Source organism: Spirillospora sp. NPDC048824 (assembly GCF_043198455.1).
Classification (GTDB): Bacteria; Actinomycetota; Actinomycetes; order Streptosporangiales; family Streptosporangiaceae; genus Spirillospora.
This window is the reverse complement of the sequence record NZ_JBICUS010000003.1, coordinates 483,075-501,171: the sequence shown is the minus strand read 5'-3', so window position 1 is coordinate 501,171 and position 18,097 is coordinate 483,075. Positions and strand designations below refer to the sequence as shown.

The following is an 18,097-nucleotide window of genomic DNA, read 5'->3' as shown; positions in this document are numbered from 1 at the left end:
TCCAAGGATAGGTGTCCGGCCCCAGTTTCGTCACTATGACGAAAAGTACGCACGGGGCGTGTTCCGACGGTTGATGATCACCGGAGTGAGGCGAGGGCGTCCAGGCGCAGCGGCGAGCCGCCCGTGCCGCCCGTGCCGCCCGTGGCGGCCTCATAGCGGCCCGACTCGGCCAGCCAGTCCACATGGGCGCGCGGCGTGTCCAGCAGCACCTTGACGACCTGGGCGGCGGCGGAGCGCTGGGCGACGGTGAGCTCCAGCCGGTCGAGCATCTCCGGGAGCCGGCGCGCCGCCGTCCAGGCGTCCTCGATCCGGTCCGCGATCCGGTCGGCGACCGCCGCCGCGGCCTGCGCCGGGTCCAGCCCGTGCGCCCTGGTGAGGACGGCGGGCAGGTCGTGGACGTCGCCGCGGGCCGACTCCAGATCGTGGGAGGCGAGGTCGTTGGACCAGGCCACCACGTCGGCGACGCTGTGGGCGAGCGTCTTCCACCGCGGCGTGCGCAGCAGCCGGGCGGGCAGCTCGATGCCGAGGACGGGCTCGATCAGGTCGTACAGGAACGGCCCGCACGCCCGGCGGCGCAGCGGCGCGAACTCCGCCTCCGTCGGGACGTGCCGGATGCGGCGGTTGACCGACTCCTCGGCGCAGCCGTCCCGGTGCGCCTCCAGCTGCAGCATGAACCGGCGGCGCCAGTCGCGGCTCATGCCCGTGGACGTGGCGTGCCACAACTCCACCAGCGCCGACTCCAGCGGCCGCGCCCCCGGCCGGGCGTGCCCGCGCCGCATCGCGCGCAGCAGGTCGTCGTACAGCCCGTGGACGGCGCTGCCGCTGTCGGCGAGCGGCGGATGGTCCATCGCGTCGTCCAGGGCGAGAGACCATGTCAGCCAGCGGGCGAACAGGTCCACGGCGGCCAGGTCGGCGGCGGGGAAGACCCGCGCCGCGAGGCGCTCGCAGCGGGCGCGGCCGAGCGGCGAGGTGTCCGGATCTCCGAGCACCAGGCCCCGGCCGCGTGCCCAGGTCTCCACCTGCGCGCACAGCTGCCACGACTCCGGATGCATGGCCGACGGGGCGGCCAGCGCGGGCACCCGGTCGGTCATCGAGAGAAGAAGAGAGATGTCCACGACCCCGTCCACGCTAATGATCACTGCGTACGGCGAGCATGATCGCCACGTCAATTTTCGGGAAACCGGTAAGCGGGACCGTCATGGGCGTGCCGCGCCCGCCCTCCGGGACCGAGAAGACCGGGGAGTCGGATATGTTCCGTTCAGCGGTGCCCGACGCGTAACGTCGCGGTAACAGCGGCCGGGCATACTGCAACGTGGCCGGACCGGCGATCGCGGCCGGCGTGCGTCGCCCGGCCCCGTCAATGGCAAGGTCAACGGCAAGGTCATCGGCAGGGCAGTACCGAGGGAGAAGGCTTTGGACCGTCAGCAGGAGTTCGTGCTCCGCACGCTGGAGGAGCGCGACATCCGCTTCATCCGGCTGTGGTTCACCGACGTGCTCGGGTTCCTGAAGTCCGTGGCCGTCGCCCCGGCCGAACTCGAGGGCGCATTCGGCGAGGGCATCGGGTTCGACGGGTCGGCGATCGAGGGCTTCGCGCGGGTCTACGAGGCCGACATGATCGCCAAGCCGGACCCGTCCACGTTCCAGGTACTGCCGTGGCGGTCGGAGTCGCCCGGCGTGGGCCGGATGTTCTGCGACATCCTCATGCCGGACGGGACGCCGAGCTTCGCCGACCCCCGCTACGTCCTCAAGCGGGCGCTGTCGCGGGCCGCCGACCTCGGGTTCACCTTCTACACCCACCCCGAGATCGAGTTCTTCCTCCTCAACGACAAGCCGGAGGACGGCCGCGAGCCCGAGCCCGCCGACTCCGGCGGCTACTTCGACCACACCCCGCACAGCGCCGCGCACGACTTCCGCCGCAACGCGATCATGATGCTGGAGGCGATGGGCATCTCGGTGGAGTACAGCCACCACGAGGGCGCCCCAGGCCAGCAGGAGATCGACCTCCGGTACGCCGACGCGCTCACCACCGCCGACAACATCATGACGTTCCGGCTGGTGATGAAGGAGGTCGCCCTGGAGCAGGGCGTCAACGCGTCCTTCATGCCGAAGCCGTTCACCGAGCATCCCGGCTCGGGCATGCACACGCACATGTCGCTGTTCGAAGGCGACCGCAACGCCTTCTACGAGCCGGGCGCGGAGTTCAAGCTGTCCAAGGTCGGGCGGGCGTTCATCGCCGGGCTGCTGCGCCACTCCGCGGAGATCACCGCGGTGTGCAACCAGTGGGTCAACTCCTACAAGCGGCTGTGGGGCAACGTCGGCTCCGCCGCCGGCGCGGGGGGAGAGGCCCCGTCCTACATCTGCTGGGGCCACAACAACCGGTCCGCGCTCGTCCGCGTCCCGATGTACAAGCCGCACAAGGGCCACTCGACCCGCATCGAGTTCCGGTCGCTGGACACGGCCGCGAACCCGTACCTGGCGTTCGCGGCGATCCTCGGCGCCGGGCTGAAGGGCATCGAGGAGGGCTACGAGCTGCCGCAGGGCGCGGAGGACGACGTGTGGGCGCTCACCGTGGCCGAGCGGCGCGCCCTCGGCATCGAGCCGCTCCCGCAGGACCTGGACGACGCCATCCACGCGATGGAGCGCAGCGAGCTGATGGCCGACGTGCTCGGCGAGCACGTGTTCGACTTCTTCCTGCGCAACAAGCGTCAGGAATGGGAGGACTACCGGCGCCAGGTGACCGAGTTCGAGCGCAAGCGGCTGCTGGCGGTCCTCTGACCGTCCTCCAGCCCCCACCCGCCGCCATTCAACGGACGGGCTCCGTTCCATGCCCTGCGGGAATACGGTGGACCCTGTGACCGAGTCCTGGACTCCCGACCGCCGTCCCTCCTTAGCCGGCCGCCTGGCGAGGCTCGGCTTCACCGACGCCGCCCGCGCCGAACGCCTCCTCCTGGAGGCCGGGCGGGACACCGTCGCCGGCCCCGGCGACGACCTGCTCGACGCCCTCGGCGGCACCGCCGACCCCGACCTGGCCCTGGACGGGCTGCTCCGCATCCTCGCCGCCGCGTCCGAGCACGGTGCCGGCGGCGAGTTGCGGAACGCCCTCGCCGCGGAGCCCGGCACGCGGGAGCGGCTCACCACCGTCCTCGGGGTGAGCGCCGCGCTCGGCGATCACCTGGCCCGGCACCCGGACCACTGGGTGATGCTGCGCGACGGCCAGGGGAGACCCGCCGGGAGTCCCCGCGACGATCTGCTGGCCGCCGTCGGCGCGGACCCGGCCGCCGACGAGCCCGTCGCGTCCGGATCCGGCCCCGAAGCCCTCGTCGCGCTGCGGGTCGCGTACCGCAGGCGGCTCCTCGCCCTGGCGGGACGCGACCTGATCGGCGTCGCCGACGTCGCCGACGTCGCCGCCGAGCTGGCCGACCTCGCCGCCGCGGCGCTGGAGGCGGGCCTCGCGGTCGGCCGCGCCGAGGTCCCCGGGCACGGGACGTGCCGGCTCGCCGTCATCGGGATGGGCAAGTGCGGGGGACGCGAGCTGAACTACGTCAGCGACGTCGACGTGATCTTCGTGGCCGAAGCGCGCGAGGGCGAGCCCGAGGACGCCGCGCTGCGCACCGCGACGCGGCTGGCGTCGGCGATGATGCGGGCGTGCTCGGCCAGCACCGAGGAGGGCTCGCTGTGGGAGGTGGACGCGGCGCTGCGTCCCGAGGGCAGGGCCGGGCCGCTCGTGCGGACCCTCGCCAGCCACCGCGCCTACTACGAGCGCTGGGCCAAGACGTGGGAGTTCCAGGCCCTGCTGAAGGCCCGTCCCGTCGCCGGTGACGCGGGCCTCGGCGCCCGCTACCTGGACACCGTCACCCCGATCGTGTGGAAGGCCGCCGAAGGGGAGAGCTTCGTCGAGGACGTCCAGGCCATGCGGCGCCGCGTCGAGGCCGACCTGAACCAGCGCACCGCCGACTCCGAACGCCAGCTCAAGCTCGGCCCCGGCGGCCTGCGGGACGTCGAGTTCCCGGTGCAGCTGCTCCAGCTCGTCCACGGCCGCGCCGACGAGACGCTGCGGAGCCCGACCACGCTGGACGCCCTCGCCGACCTGTCGCAGGGCGGGTACGTCGGACGCGACGACGCGGCGGCGCTGGCCTCCGCGTACCGGTTCCTACGGCGCGTGGAACACCTCGTCCAGCTGCACCGGCTGCGCCGCACCCACCTCGTCCCCGGCGACGAGGACGGCCTGCGCCGCCTCGGCCGGGCCCTCGGCCTGCGCACCGACCCGGTCGGGGAGTTCACCGCGCTGTGGCGGCGGCACGCCCGCGAGGTCCGCCGCATCCACGAGAAGCTGTTCTACCGGCCGCTGCTGCGGGCCGTGGCGCGGCTGCCGGGGGAGGAGTCCCGGCTCACCCCGGAGGCGGCCCGCACCCGGCTGGAGGCCCTCGGCTACGCCGACCCGGCGGGCGCGCTCCGGCACATCGAGGCGCTGACCTCCGGGGTGTCGCGGCGCGCCGCGATCCAGCGGACGCTGCTGCCGGTCATGCTCGGCTGGTTCGCCGACGCGCCCGACCCGGACGCGGGCCTGCTCGGCTTCCGGCAGGTCAGCGACGCGCTCGGTACCACCCCCTGGTATCTGCGGCTGCTGCGCGACGAGGTGACCGTCGCCGAGCGGATGGCCTGGGTGCTCGGGTCCAGCCGCTACGCCACCGACCTGCTGCTGCGCGCCCCCGAGGCGGTCGCGATCCTCGGCAGCGACGCCGACCTGGCGCCGCGTCCCTTCGAAGCCCTCCGCTCGGAGGCGCTGGCCGCCGTCCGCCGGCACTGGGGCGTTTCCGGGGGGCCCGGCGACGCGTCCTCCCAGGACGGAGCGCTCGCCACGGCATCGGCGGAGGACGCGGTCGGGATCGTGCGGGCGCTGCGCCGCCGGGAACTGTTCCGCGTCGCGGTCGCCGACCTGCTGGGGATGGCGGACGTCCGGACGGTCGGGGAGGCCCTCACCGGCATCGCCACCGTCACCGTCGAGGCCGCGCTCAGCGCCGCCGTCAACAAGATCGAGACGGCGGCGGGTGAGCCGCTGCCGACCCGGATGGCCGTCGTCGCGATGGGCCGGTTCGGCGGCCACGAACTCGGCTACGGCAGCGACGCCGACGTGATGTTCGTCCACGACCCGCTGCCCGGCGCGGACGAGCGGGCCGCGGGGCGCGCCGCCCACGCCGTCGCCGAGGAACTGCGCCGCCTCCTCGCGCTGCCCGCCCCCGACCCGCCGCTGGAGATCGACCCGAACCTGCGGCCGGAGGGCCGGCAGGGCCCGCTGGTCCGCACGCTGGCGTCCTATGCCGCCTACTATGCGCGCTGGTCGGAGCCCTGGGAGGCGCAGGCGCTGCTGCGCGCCGACCCGCTGATCGGCGACGCGGGGCTGCGCGACCGGTTCCGCGCCCTGATCGACCCGGTCCGCTGGCCGGAGGACGGCATCGACGACGCCGCCGTCCGGCAGATCCGGCGGCTGAAGGCCCGGATGGAGTCCGAGCGGCTCCCGCGCGGCGTCGAGCGGCGGCTGCACACCAAACTCGGCCCCGGCGGCCTCGCCGACGTCGAGTGGGTCGCTCAGCTCCTCCAGCTCCGGCACGCGCACGAGATCCCCGGCCTGCGCACCACCCGCACCCTGGACGCGCTGGACGCGGCGGTCGAGGCCCGCCTCCTGGACGCCGAGGACGCCGCCGTCCTCGAAGACGCGTGGTGCCTGGCGACCCGCATCCGCGGCTCGATCATGCTGGTGCGGGGCCGTGCGTCCGACCTGCTGCCCACCGACCACCACCGGGAGCGCAGCGCCGTGACCCGCGTCCTCGGCTACCCGGGGACGGGGGACCTCCTGGAGGATCACCGCCGCCACACCCGCCGCGCCCGCGCGGTCGTCGACCGTGTGTTCTACGGCGCGGAGTGACCGGCCGCCGTACTCCCGGGGGAGTACGCGGGGGTCAGGTGCGTCCGGCGCACCGGGTGGCGGCGGAGCCGGCCGCCGACCCGCTCGGGCCGCGGCGGGTGCGCTGGGCGAGGCTGTGGGACGCGCGGGCCCGCGCGATGAGGAGCGGTTGGGGGCACCGCGTGTAGAGCATCCACGACACCCACAGTGCGCCGCTGACCAGCGCGATCCCGGCCACGGCGTCCAGGACGTAGTGGTTGGCGGTGGACAGGATCACCACGACGGTCGTCGCGGGATAAAGGGCTCCGAGCGCCTTGGCCCACGTCTGCGTCGCCAGCTTGACCAGGATGGCCCCGCACCAGAGCGACCATCCGGCGTGCATCGACGGCATCGCCGCGTACTGGTTGGTGAGGCTTCCCGAGGCGTCACTGGCGTACAGGCCGAGTGAGTGCAGCGCCGTCACCGGGTCGACGAAGCCCTCGCTGTGCAGGAACCTCGGCGGCGCCAGCGGGTACAGCCAGAATCCGATCAGCGCGACCCCGGTGGCCACCATGATCGACGTGCGGAGCCACCGGTAGTGCTGCGGCCGGTAGCGGTACAGCCAGATGACCACGGCGAGAGTCACGATGAAGTGGGCCGTGGCGTAGAAGACGTTGGCGGTGCGCGCCAGCCAGGGGACCGCCAGCAGCGTCTCGTTGAGGTAAAGCTCGATGTCCAGCCCGAGGGCGCGCTCTACGCTCAGGATCTGGTCGGCGTGCGCGAACGCCGGCCCCGTGCCGTCTTGAACCAGGACGATGCGCGTGAGCGTATACCCGGTGTAAAAGAGCACGACCAGCAGAAGCTCACGCCACACCGGAGGTGCTCTGAGCACCCGGCGCCGCACCGTCGCGGCAGGCTTTCGCTGCTCGCCCTGCCGGGCCTCGGCGGCCTGGCCTCGGCGGGCTGCTGGGGGGGCGGGTTGAGCCATGGTACCTATCTTTGCCGCACGGCCCCCTGACTGTGATCACCGCGGCGAATGGTCTTCATCTCAGACTTGAGTAGTACGACCCTGATGCGGTATCCGGACTTTCGGGGGAGAGATGTCGGGGTCGCATCCCCCTCCGCTCCTCCCCCGCGTGGAGCCACTGAAGTTGATCAGGAGTCAGCATAGGAGGCCCTGGGTAGGTTCGGACCGCCCCCCCGCGAAACGAACGGGGGACGAATGACCCGCCAGTGGGCGATACCTGGCATCGTGCTGGTCGGCGCCTGTGCGCTGGCCGTTTCCGGACTGATCTCCTGCCTCGGCGGAACGTCCGTGCGGCGCCCGGAGGCGACGACGGCCGCCGCGGCGGTGAGCCTGCCGCGCGCGACCGCCCGTCCACCGGACTGGAAGCCCTGCACCGGCCTCCCGGAACCGCCGCCGGGCGCCGAGACGCCACCGTCCGGGCTCCGCTGCGCGACCCTGAAGGTGCCCCTCGACCACGCCCGCCCCGCCGGCAAGAAGATCGACATCGCGCTGATCAAGGTGCCGGCCACCGACCGGGGTCACCGCGTCGGCTCGCTGCTGTTCAACTTCGGCGGCCCCGGCGGCGACGGCGTCGAGACGCTCGCCCAGGTCGCGGGCCAGTACGCCGAACTCGGCACCCGCTACGACCTCGTCGCGTTCGACCCCCGCGGAGTCGGACGCAGCACCCCCGTCACCTGCGTCGGCGACCGGCGCATGGACGAGATCGTCGCCCGGGACGACAGCCCCGACACGGCCGCCGAGGAGAAGGCGTACGCCGACGGACGCGCCGCCTACGTGAAAGGGTGCGCGACCCGCTCCGGCGGACTCCTGCCCCATGTCGGCACCCTCAACGCGGCCCGCGACATGGAACTGATCCGCGTCGCCCTCGGCGACAGGAGACTCCACTACTTCGGGATCTCCTACGGCACCTGGCTTGGCGGCGCCTACGCGCACCGGTTCCCCGACAAGGTCGGACGAGCCGTCCTCGACGCCGCCGTCGACACCCGCATCAGCGGCGTGGACCTCGCCCTCCAGCAGGCCGCCGCGTTCCAGCGCGCCCTCCGCGACTTCGGCGACGCCTGCGCACGCCTCGGCAGGAAGCACTGCCCGCTGGGCGCCGACGGCCCGTCCGTCGTGAAATCCATCGGGCGCATCCTGGACGGCCTCGACCGGAAACCCCTGCCCACGTCCGGCGGCCGCAGGCTCACACAGAGCCTCGGCACCTCCGGCGTGGCCGCGGCGCTCTACTCCCGCGACGCCTGGCCGTACCTCGCGCAGGGCCTCGTCGACGCGGTCAAGCGCCGCGACGGCTCGCTGCTGCTCATGCTCGCCGACGTCCAGAACGGCCGCGACGAGGACGGGACCTACACCAACCTGACCGCCGCCAACACCGCGATCACCTGCGCGGACGGCACCGGCCGGCACACCCCGTCCGACGTCCGGCGGCTCCTGCCGGCGTTCCGCAACGCCTCACCGGTCTTCGGGACGTCCATGGCGTGGGGCCTGCTGCAATGCACCGGCTGGCCGGTGCCGGGCGACGACGCGGCACGCGAGGTGTCCGCCCCGTCCGCCGCGCCCATCCTCGTCGTCGGCAACACCGGCGACCCGGCCACCCCCTACGCGTGGGCGCCCGCCCTGACCAGGGAACTGGGCGGCCGGGCGACGCTCCTCACCCTCGACGGGGAGGGCCACGGCGCCTACGACACCGGCGACCCGTGTGTCCGCAGGACCGTGAACGCCTACCTTCTGCTCGGGAAGGTGCCGGCCGCGGGCACGACCTGCGGCTAGGCGTCGCCGCCCGGTCCGGCGTCCACGACCTGCTCCACCTTCATCGGCTCCCGGAGGGCGGCGCCGACCGTGCAGTACCTCTCGTGCACCCGCGCGGCCACGGACTTCAGCACGTCCTCGGCCTTGTCGTCGCCCTCGGGCAGTTCGACGTCGTAGGTGACCGTGATCGTGCCCAGCGTGCTCGTCGCGACCTTGTCGGCCTGGACGGTCGCGGCGAGCCGCGCCATCCGGTGCCCGCGCTTGGCCGTCAGCGGCTCCACGGTGACCAGCTCGCAGCCGCCGAGCGCCGCCAGCAGCAGTTCCACCGGCGTGAAGACCCCCTCGGTGTCGTGATCCCCGATGGCGACCTTCGCGCCGCGGTCGTTGACGGCCTGGAAACCGTCCCCGGTGCGCTCCACCCTGACCTCGGCCATGGCATCCCCTTTGATCGTTCGGTCTCGCCCACGTGAACAGCGCGACCGGGCGCGCTCTTCCCGGCCCTCAGGACGTGCCCAGGCGCTCTTGTTCCTCCGCGACGATCTGGCGGGCGAGGGTCTGCTCGGAGATGTCGGTCGCGTCGGGCGTCTGCTCCGCCAGGTCGCTGCGCCGCGCGTACTGGTCGAACAGCCTGGTCTTGGTGTACAGGATCTTCAGCATCCGCTCGTCCACGCTGTCGGGCGTCAGCAGGCGGTGCACCTGGACGGTGCGCACCTGGCCCATCCGGTGGGCGCGGGCGATCGCCTGGGTCTCCATCGTCGGCTTCACCTGCGGCTCGCACAGGATGACGACCGACGCCGCCTGAAGGTTGAGCCCGACCCCGCCCGCCTGGATCTGGGCCAGCAGGACGGCGTGCCCGGGTGCGGCGGTGAACTCGTCCACCACCTCCTGGCGTCTCACCGGTGCCACGTCGCCCGAGATCGGGCCGTGCACCTCCGGGCCGAGTGCGTCGTCGACGGCGGCCAGCACGTCCCGGAAGTAGGAGAACACCACGACCTTCAGCTCGTTCGCCTCGGCCTCCGCGACCAGTTCCAGCAGCCGGTCGAGCTTGGCGGACCTCTTCGGGACGGCGTACGCGGCGCGGCGCATCGCCATGAAATTGCCGGCCGCCACCGCCCGCCGGTAGGCCGCCTGGTCCGCCGCGCTGAACTCCTCCAGCTCGTCCACGTGCACGACCTCGGGCAACTCCACGAGGACGTCCTCCTGGTTGCGGCGCAGGTAGACGGGGGCGACCGCCGACCGGAACGCCTGCGGACCGAGCACCGCCTCTCCCGGGCTGACCTGCTTCGCCAGCTCCGGCCGCAGATGCGCGACCAGACTGCGGAACTCCTCGACGCGGTTCTCCATCGGCGTGCCGGTGAGGAACAGCACCCGGTTCACCCGCCGGCACCACGACGCGACGGTCTTGGCGCGGCGCGTCTCGTGGTTCTTGGCGTAGTGGGCCTCGTCCACCACGAACATCGCCACGTCGACGTCGAGGGGAACGTCCAGCATGGGCAGTGTGGCGAAGGTCGTGACCCCGATGCCGCCGTCGGCGACGAACTTGGCCAGCGCCTCGTCCCGGCCGGGGCCGTGCAGCGGATGCGCGGGGATCGTGCTGCGCGCCTCGATCTCGCGCACCCAGTTGATCAGGACGCTCGCCGGGCACGCCACCACGAAGTGCGTCCCGCCCTCTGCCCGCAGATGGGCGATCGCCGCGATCGCCTGGATCGTCTTCCCGAGCCCCATCTCGTCGCCGATGATCACCCGTTCCTGGACGAGCGCGAACCGCGCCCCGAACGACTGGTAGCCGCGCAGCGAGACCCGCCGGCAGGCGTCGTCGAGCGGCTGCGCTTTGACCCGGGCGGCCAGATCACTCGGAACGAACCCTTCGGCGGCCTCCCGCCCGGGCTCCACGGAGGCCAGCTCCGCCAGGAGGGTCTGGTAGTCGGACGCGCGCAGCTCGAAGTCGATCCACGCCTCGTCCGCCGAGACGGCCGGCCGCAGCAGATCGACCGACGCCTGCGACATCAGCAGGCCGGTGTCCCGCGAGCCCTCCGCCTCCACGGCCTGGGCCAGCTCGCTCAGCGCATTCTCCGCACGCTCCCGCTTGGCCGGCCGGGCGAACAGCCTCCGCCACCACGACCCCGCCGGCCTCGCATCGTGTGCCAGGGGGCCGAGCCGCTCCGCCAGCCGCTCCGCCGCGGCGCGGGCGCGCGGAATGTCCGGCCCGGCGTTCACCAGCCGGTGCAGTGCGATGACAAGCGGCGTCGTCACGCCGTCCCGCCGCTCCAGGTCGACCCGTATCCCGGCCGACCGTTCCGCCGCCTCCGCCAGGCTGCCCGCCGCCGCATGCACCTGCGCCGCCGTCTGCGGCCCGATTCCCGGCACGAGCTGCAGCCGGTACCGGGTCGTCTCCAGGACGTCCGCGACGGTGGTGAACCCCGCCTTCTCCAGCGCGCCGACACGCAGCCGCCCGCCGGTGACGTCCTTCAGCCGCTCCACCGGGATCGACGCGAGCTTCTCCCGCGCCGCCTCCGCCCGCAACGGCGCCAGCGCCCGCTGCACCTCTCCGAGAGCCTGGTCATGATCGGCCAGCAGAACACGCGCGGCGCCCAGCAGGGAGTTGCCATCCCGCAGGACGTCCTTCGGGTCGTACGCCATCCCGCTCCTCAGCCACATCGCCCCGCACATCATGCCAGGACCCCGATACAGGGCCGCTTCCGGATTTGTCATTAGACGTATACGTCTATATCATCCATGGGTGCCCTTGGACGCGTCACGGAACAGCCTGGTGCTGCCGCTGCTCGGGCTTCTGGTCGAGCAGCCGTCGCATGCCTACGAACTCACCTCGCGCCTGCGCGAGCGATACGGCCATCTGCCGGTCACACGCAGCACGGTCACCTCGCTGCTGAAGGCGATGGAGACGTCGGGCCTGGTCGCCTCCCGCCGGCCCGAACGGGTCGGCAACCGCCCGCCGCGCACGGCGTATGAGCCGACCGAAGCGGGCATGGCCGATTTCCGGCGGAAGGTCGAGGCGGGCCTGCGCGAGGGCCAGGTCGCCTCCGTGGACTTCGTCATGGCCGTCGCCTACGCCGGTGCCCTCCCGGCCGATCATGCGGCGTCCATCCTGGACGCCCGCGCCGACCGCCTCGACGAGGAACTGGCCACCCTGCGGCGAACGGAGCGCCCCGACGGCGTGGCCGAAGCGCACATGCTCGAAGCCGCCTACTGGCGCACCATCGTGACCGCCGAGACCACCTGGATCAGGAGTCTGGCGTCGCGGATCCGCTCACACGACATCGACTGGCCGGACGTCCGGCCCGACGAAAGGAGGGCCGGACCGTGAAGTTCGGCATCTACCCGGGCGGCCGGGCGGCCACCGTCTGCTCGCACCCGCCCGACCCCGCCGCGATCGGTGACCTCGTGGACGACCTCGCCGGCGGCAACGCCTTCGTCGTCCGCGAGTACGTGCACTTCTTCGGCGACGCGACACCACCGGACGTCGTCACCTCACTCGGAGCGGACGACGAACTCGCCCGCCTCACGATGCCCGACGAGTGGTACGTCCAGGCGGGCCGTGAACTGGACCTCGTGGTGAGCTACATCCCCCAGGTCGCCGACCTTCCCGGATGGCTGGCCTTCCTCGACACCGTCATCGGCCGCTACGGCCACCTGGCGCGGTACCTGCAGGTGACGCTCGAACCCAACTTCCCCATCCCGCTCATCGACGGAAGCGCCCCGGGAGTCCTCGAAGCCCTGACCCTCGGCATCCCGCACGCACGCGCCGCGCTGGACCGACGCGGCCTCAGCGACGTGCGGGTCGGTTTCTCCGTCGCCGAACCACCGGAATGGCTGGGCGGCGACGACGAGTTCTGGCGGTACCTGTCCGCCGTGCCGCAGCAGGATTTCGCCGACCACGTCGACTACGTCGGCCTGGGCCTGTACCCGGACGCCTTCTCACCCGCCGCCCCGCGCGGTACACCGGGAGATGCCGCGTCCCTCACCGTCCACGCCCTGCACCACCTGCGAGAGCACTCGCTACCCCGTGCCCGCATCCCGGCCGGCACCCCGATCCACATCGCGGAGAACGGCACCCCGAGCGGGGAGCCGCGCACCGAGCAGGCGCAGTGCGACTCCCTGTCCAGCATGATCAATACGATCCTCGCCCTCCGCGAACCCCTGAACATCACCCAGTACGAATTGTTCAGCCTCCGGGACGCCGACAGCGGCTCGACCCAGCCCACCGGAACACTGGGGGTCGTCACCGACACCTACCGCCCCAAGCCCGCCTACACCCTCTACCGCGATCTCGTCCGCAGCGGTGTCCGGCCGCACACCACCGGAAGCCACTGACCGCACCGAGCCAAGTGCACCGGCGCGGCCACGTCGCTCATGCGCCTGCCGGCCGTCAGGCCGCGTAGGGCGCGGTGAGGGTCATGGGCGTGTTCGCCACGTCCAGTGCTTCTTCCGGGAAACGGGGGCCTGCGGTGTAGTAGCGGGCCCGGGTGCGGCCGACGGGGGTCAGGATCTCGGCGGTGACGAGGTCGCGGAGGTCGCGCTGGGCTTGCTGGAGGCTGAGACCTTCTGCGCGCTCGTAGCGGAGTCGGCGGACGCGTCCCGTCATGGCGACGTCATGCAGGGCCGTGACGGTGCGTTCATCTCGGCCGGTCTCCTCCGCGAACTCGGCCAGTGCTCTCCAGACCCCGGCGGCTCGGTCGAGGCGGCCTCGTACCGTCTGGGCCTGCTGGTGGTACGCGGTGAGGTTGAAGCGGATCCAGCTGGAGACGTCCTGGTCCGGGAGGTACCGCGCGCCGCGGCCGGCGAGTTCCCGGTAGTACTCCCAGGTGTTTCCCGGTCGGCCCAGCCACGCCTCGATGGAGGAGAACTCCGGGGCGAGGACGCCTTCCCGGGCGATCAACAGCGTCTGCAGGGAGCGGGACATCCGGCCGTTGCCGTCGGCCCAGGGGTGGATGGACACGAGGTGAAGGTGGGCCATCGCCGCGCGGATCAGGGGGTGGGTGCCGTTGTCGGAGTTGAGCCAGTCGATCAGTTCTTCGATGAGGGCCGGGACCTGGTCCGCGTCCGGCCCTGTGTATGCGGCGATGCTCGCGTCTCGGGGGTCGGTGACGTGGATGGGGCCGCGGCGCCACTGGCCGGCGGGCTTGCGCGAGGTATGCCGGTGTCCCTGGAGCATCCAGTGCAGGGCGTTGAGGAAGCTCTTGCCGTAAGAAAAGTCCTCGACGTCATGGAGGGTCTGGATGTAGGTCATCATCCGCTGGTAGGCGAGGGTTTCCTCGCGGTCCTCCTCGGAGACCTCGACATCGCGTTCGCCGTCCATCAGGTCTTCGACGTCGACCGTGGCGACCTTGAAGCCCTCGATGGAGTTGGAGGCCGCGACGGCGTCGGCGGTGAGGAACTTCCGCAATCCCTGCGTCCACTTCAACGGTGCGTTGCGCACCTGGTTCCGCAAGGCTTCACGCATCTGCTCGACTTCGCCGAGTACCCGCGTGTCCTCGGGAGTGAGCGCCGGGGTAGGGAAGAGCATGGCAGCGATGATAGTATGACCTAATCATTGCGTCTACCCGGAACCGCGGCCTCGCGCGGAACAAAGCTCGAACCAGGCGTGGGCGCGTTGACGATGTGCCGGGTCAACGCGCCCGCCGGTCCTAAATGTCGTAGTAGAGCTCGAATTCGTGGGGGTGGGGGCGGAGGCGGATGGGGTCGATCTCGAACTCGTTCTTCATCGTGATCCAGGTCTCGATGAGGTCCGGGGTGAAGACGCCGCCTTCGAGGAGGTAGTCGTGGTCGGCCTCCAGGGCCGCGAGGACCTCCGGCAGCGAGCCGGGGACCTGCGGGATGGCGCGGGCCTCCTCGGGCGGGAGTTCGTAGAGGTCCTTGTCGACCGGCTCCGGGGGCTCGATCTTGTTCTTGATGCCGTCCAGGCCGGCCATCAGCATCGCGGAAAAGGCCAGATAGGGGTTGCAGGACGGGTCCGGGACGCGGAACTCGACGCGCTTGGCCTTCGGGTTCGAGCCGGTGATCGGGATGCGGATGCAGGCGGAGCGGTTGCGCTGGGAGTAGACCAGGTTGACCGGGGCCTCATAGCCGGGGACGAGGCGGTGGTAGCTGTTGACCGTCGGGTTCGTGAACGCCAGCAGGGACGGGGCGTGCTTGAGCAGGCCGCCGATGTAGTAGCGGGCGTTGTCGGACAGGCCCGCGTAGCCGACCTCGTCGTAGAACAGCGGTGAGCCGTCCTTCCAGAGGGACTGGTGGCAGTGCATGCCCGAGCCGTTGTCGCCGAAGATCGGCTTCGGCATGAAGGTGACGGTCTTGCCGGCGTCGCGCGCGACGTTCTTGACGATGTACTTGTAGAGGAGCAGCTGGTCGGCCGTCTTCAGCAGGGTGTCGAAGCGGAAGTCGATCTCGGCCTGGCCGGCGGTGCCGACCTCGTGGTGCTGCATCTCGACATGGATGCCGACGTCGAGGAGCTGCGCGACCATCTCCGAGCGCAGGTCGGTGTAGTGGTCCATCGGCGGGACGGGGAAGTAGCCGCCCTTGTAGGGGGGCTTGGCGCCGAGGTTGCCGCCGGGCTCCTCGCGGCCGGTGTTCCAGGCGCCCTCGACCGAGTCGAGGTAGTAGTAGCCGGCGTTCTGCTTCGTCTCGAACCGGACGTCGTCGAAGATGTAGAACTCGGCCTCGGGGCCGAAGTAGCACGTGTCGGCGATGCCGGTGCCGCGCAGGTAGTCCTGCGCCTTCTTGGCCACGTTGCGCGGGTCGCGGCTGTAGGGCTCGCCGGTCAGCGGGTCGTGGACGAAGAAGTTCAGGTTCAGGGTCTTGTGCCGGCGGAACGGGTCGACGACGGCGGTGGACGGGTCCGGGAGCAGGAGCATGTCCGACTCGTGGATCTCCTGGAAACCGCGGACCGACGAGCCGTCGAACATCAGCCCCTCGGTGAAGACGCTCTCGCCGAAGCTCTCGACGGGGAACGTGAAGTGCTGCATCTTGCCCGGCAGGTCCACGAACCGGCAGTCGACGAATCGCACACCTTCGTTCCTGATGTAGCTCAGGACCTCTTCGGCGCTGCTGAACATCCAGCCTCCTTGGGGCGCTACTTGGCTTCCGGCAGGCTACGGCGGCGCCGTTTCCCGGCCGTGTCTCATATGTTTCCGCTGTGTTACGCGTCACGCCGTGGCTCCGGGAGCCGGGTCCGGACCCGCGAGGGGACGGGATAGCTTAGAGGGCATGAGCAGTGGCAAGGCGAAGGCCGGCGGGCCGCGGTGGACGCAGACGTGGCTGAGCGGGGCGCGTTCGGCCGGCGCCGATCTCGGTGAGCCCGGTGCGAGGCTCGGCCTTCCGGAGAAGGGCAGCGGCGCCGTCGCGTCCTACGGCCGGAGGCTCGTCGCGCTGTTCGTCGACTGGGGGCTGTCGATGCTGGTGGCGAGCCTGCTGGCGCGTTCGTTCGGGTGGGACCCGTCGCAGCGCAGCATGTGGACTCTGGTCATCTTCGGGATCCAGGTGTGGCTGCTGACGGCGCTGCTCGGCACGACGATCGGCAAGCGGCTGTGCGGCATCCACGTCGCCCGCCTGGACGGACGACCCGTCGGGCTCGGCTGGGCACTGGCCAGGACGCTGCTACTGGTGCTGGTCGTTCCCGCGCTGATCTGGGACCGGGACTACCGGGGCCTGCACGACCGAGCGAGCAACACGGTCGTCGTCAACATCTGAGCCGTGAACGAGGAAAGCGCCCCGGCCGGGGCGCTTTCTCATCGCATCTTGGGCTTGGGGCCCTTGGGCATCTTCGCGCCCTTGGGAATCGGGCCCTTCGGCATCTGCATCGACCGGGGGAGTGCCTGGAGCCGGTCGTTCAGCTCGCTCACCTGCCCCTTGTTCAGGTTGCGGGGCAGCTTCATCAGATGGCGCTGCAGCTTGTCCACCGGGATCTGGCCCTCGTCGTCCCCGACCTGCACGTCGTAGATCGGCACCTGCTGGGCGGCGCGGGACAGGCGCCTCTTCTCTGCGCCGAGCAGCGGCCCGACGCGGTTGCGGGCCCCCTCCGACACCAGCACCACCCCGGGACGGCCGACCGCGCGGTGCACCATGTCGAGGTTGCGGTTGCCGGCGACCGCCTCGGTGACCGTCCAGTTGCCGCGCATGTTCTTCAGGATCGCGGCGGCGGCGCCCGGCTGCCCGGCGATCACCTTGTACTGGGCGCGCTGCGCGAGCTGACCGAACACGATCATGCCGACGGCCAGGGCGGCCATGACGCCCATCGGGATGAAGAACCACAGCTGGCCGACGATCCACCCGATGAGGATGACGACGACCAGCGCGCCGATCACCGAGGCGAACACGATCGGCAGGGCCTTCGGGTCGGCCTGGCGGAGCACCTGGGCGACCATGCGGATCTGCTTGAGGCGGCCCGGACGCTCCTGCGCCCCGTCCGTGGGCTTCTTCGACATGTGCCCAAGGATAGTCGTGTCGCGACGTTCGCGCGTTCAGCCCTCCCGCGCCTCGATCGCCTGCTTGTACAGACGGCCGGCGCGGTAGCTGGAACGGACCAGCGGCCCCGACATGACGCCCGCGAAGCCGATCTCCTCGGCCTCGGCCGACAGCTCGACGAACTCCTCCGGCTTCACCCACCGCTCCACCGGGTGGTGGCGGGCGCTCGGCCGCAGATACTGGGTGATCGTGATCAGTTCGCAGCCGGCGGCGTGCAGGTCGCGCAGGGCCTGCGAGACCTCCTCGCGGGTCTCGCCCATGCCGAGGATCAGGTTGGACTTGGTGACCAGGCCGTCCTCCCGCGCCATCGAGAGGACGTCGAGGGAACGGTCGTAGCGGAACCCGGGCCGGATCCGCTTGAAGATCCGCGGGACGGTCTCCACGTTGTGCGCCAGGACCTCCGGGCGGGACGAGAAGACCTCGGCGAGCTGCTCGGGGACGGCGTTGAAGTCGGGGATCAGCAGTTCGACGCCGCAGCCGGGGATCGCCGCGTGGATCTGCCGGACGGTCTCGGCGTACAGCCAGGCGCCGCCGTCCTCGAGGTCGTCGCGGGCGACGCCGGTGACGGTGGCGTACTTCAGGCCCATCGTGGCCACGGACTCGGCGACGCGGCGCGGCTCGTCCCGGTCGAGCGCGGAGGGCTTCCCGGTGTCGATCTGGCAGAAGTCGCAGCGCCGGGTGCACTGGTCGCCGCCGATCAGGAACGTGGCCTCCCGGTCCTCCCAGCATTCGTAGATGTTGGGGCAGCCTGCCTCCTGGCACACGGTGTGCAGGCCCTCGGACTTCACCAGGCCGCTGAGCTCGCGGTACTGCGGGCCCATCTTCAGCCGGGTCTTGATCCATTCGGGCTTGCGCTCGATCGGGGTCTCGCTGTTGCGTGCCTCGATGCGCAGGAGTTTGCGTCCGTCAGGTGTCACCGTCGTCACGGGACCCAGCGTACGTCGCGATCTACGGTGGCGGCACAC

Annotated in this window: 14 protein-coding genes; 6 read left to right on the top strand and 8 right to left on the bottom strand. The window is 71.4% G+C overall.

Translation table 11 applies throughout. The annotated features are described in order from the left end of the window. Window positions 1-77 precede the first annotated feature (77 nt). A complete protein-coding gene (locus ACGFIS_RS08730) occupies window positions 78-1,091 on the bottom strand; it encodes a terpene synthase family protein (RefSeq protein WP_392970053.1) in 1,014 nt (337 codons plus the stop codon). A 322-nt stretch (window positions 1,092-1,413) separates the two neighbouring features. Here ACGFIS_RS08730 and ACGFIS_RS08725 point away from each other — a divergent pair, with 322 nt between their 5' ends. After that, a complete protein-coding gene (locus tag ACGFIS_RS08725; protein ID WP_392902453.1) occupies window positions 1,414-2,775 on the top strand; it encodes a glutamine synthetase family protein in 1,362 nt (453 codons plus the stop codon). A 76-nt stretch (window positions 2,776-2,851) separates the two neighbouring features. Then, window positions 2,852-5,923, top strand: coding sequence for a bifunctional [glutamine synthetase] adenylyltransferase/[glutamine synthetase]-adenylyl-L-tyrosine phosphorylase (locus ACGFIS_RS08720; protein ID WP_392970050.1), 3,072 nt, complete (start codon window positions 2,852-2,854; stop codon window positions 5,921-5,923). Between the two features lie 34 nt (window positions 5,924-5,957). On the opposite strand, the gene ACGFIS_RS08715 is transcribed toward ACGFIS_RS08720, so the two are convergent. After that, window positions 5,958-6,869, bottom strand: a complete 912-nt coding sequence (locus tag ACGFIS_RS08715; RefSeq protein ID WP_392902457.1) for a phosphatase PAP2 family protein — start codon at window positions 6,867-6,869, stop codon at window positions 5,958-5,960. 234 nt (window positions 6,870-7,103) lie between these two features. Between ACGFIS_RS08715 and ACGFIS_RS08710 the strand changes: the two genes are divergently transcribed. Then, window positions 7,104-8,675, top strand: a complete 1,572-nt coding sequence (locus ACGFIS_RS08710) for an alpha/beta hydrolase (RefSeq protein WP_392902459.1) — start codon at window positions 7,104-7,106, stop codon at window positions 8,673-8,675. On the opposite strand, the gene ACGFIS_RS08705 is transcribed toward ACGFIS_RS08710, so the two are convergent. Further along, window positions 8,672-9,088, bottom strand: coding sequence for an OsmC family protein (locus ACGFIS_RS08705; RefSeq protein WP_392902461.1), 417 nt, complete (start codon window positions 9,086-9,088; stop codon window positions 8,672-8,674). The genes ACGFIS_RS08710 and ACGFIS_RS08705 overlap by 4 nt on opposite strands. Before the next feature lie 67 nt (window positions 9,089-9,155). Beyond that, window positions 9,156-11,294 carry a DEAD/DEAH box helicase gene (locus tag ACGFIS_RS08700; protein WP_392902463.1) on the bottom strand — a complete coding sequence of 713 codons (2,139 nt, stop codon included), beginning with the start codon at window positions 11,292-11,294 and terminating at the stop codon, window positions 9,156-9,158. Between the two features lie 100 nt (window positions 11,295-11,394). On the opposite strand from ACGFIS_RS08700, the gene ACGFIS_RS08695 reads away from it, so the two are divergent. Continuing rightward, window positions 11,395-11,979, top strand: a complete 585-nt coding sequence (locus ACGFIS_RS08695; protein WP_392902465.1) for a PadR family transcriptional regulator — start codon at window positions 11,395-11,397, stop codon at window positions 11,977-11,979. Further along, the gene (locus tag ACGFIS_RS08690; RefSeq protein WP_392902467.1) at window positions 11,976-12,986 is read left to right on the top strand and encodes a hypothetical protein; all 1,011 of its coding nucleotides are present in this window, start codon (window positions 11,976-11,978) and stop codon (window positions 12,984-12,986) included. The genes ACGFIS_RS08695 and ACGFIS_RS08690 overlap by 4 nt, the downstream gene beginning before the upstream one ends. A gap of 55 nt (window positions 12,987-13,041) precedes the next feature. Here ACGFIS_RS08690 and ACGFIS_RS08685 read toward each other — a convergent pair whose 3' ends face one another. Both ACGFIS_RS08685 and glnA read right to left on the bottom strand, forming a co-directional pair. Continuing rightward, window positions 13,042-14,178 (bottom strand): Fic family protein, encoded by a 1,137-nt coding sequence (locus tag ACGFIS_RS08685; protein ID WP_392902469.1) that lies wholly within the window; start codon window positions 14,176-14,178, stop codon window positions 13,042-13,044. Between the two features lie 121 nt (window positions 14,179-14,299). Further along, window positions 14,300-15,724 carry a type I glutamate--ammonia ligase gene (gene glnA, locus ACGFIS_RS08680; protein WP_392902471.1) on the bottom strand — a complete coding sequence of 475 codons (1,425 nt, stop codon included), beginning with the start codon at window positions 15,722-15,724 and terminating at the stop codon, window positions 14,300-14,302. 151 nt (window positions 15,725-15,875) lie between these two features. Between glnA and ACGFIS_RS08675 the strand changes: the two genes are divergently transcribed. Then, the gene (locus ACGFIS_RS08675; protein WP_392902473.1) at window positions 15,876-16,358 is read left to right on the top strand and encodes an RDD family protein; all 483 of its coding nucleotides are present in this window, start codon (window positions 15,876-15,878) and stop codon (window positions 16,356-16,358) included. Window positions 16,359-16,396: 38 nt separating this feature from the next. Here the strand turns inward: ACGFIS_RS08675 and ACGFIS_RS08670 are convergent, their stop codons facing one another. Together ACGFIS_RS08670 and lipA are read right to left on the bottom strand one after the other, a co-directional pair. Next, window positions 16,397-17,092 carry a DUF4191 domain-containing protein gene (locus ACGFIS_RS08670; RefSeq protein WP_392970047.1) on the bottom strand — a complete coding sequence of 232 codons (696 nt, stop codon included), beginning with the start codon at window positions 17,090-17,092 and terminating at the stop codon, window positions 16,397-16,399. Window positions 17,093-17,128: 36 nt separating this feature from the next. Beyond that, on the bottom strand, window positions 17,129-18,058 hold the full coding sequence (lipA, locus tag ACGFIS_RS08665) for a lipoyl synthase (protein ID WP_392902477.1): 930 nt from the start codon (window positions 18,056-18,058) through the stop codon (window positions 17,129-17,131). Window positions 18,059-18,097 lie beyond the last annotated feature (39 nt).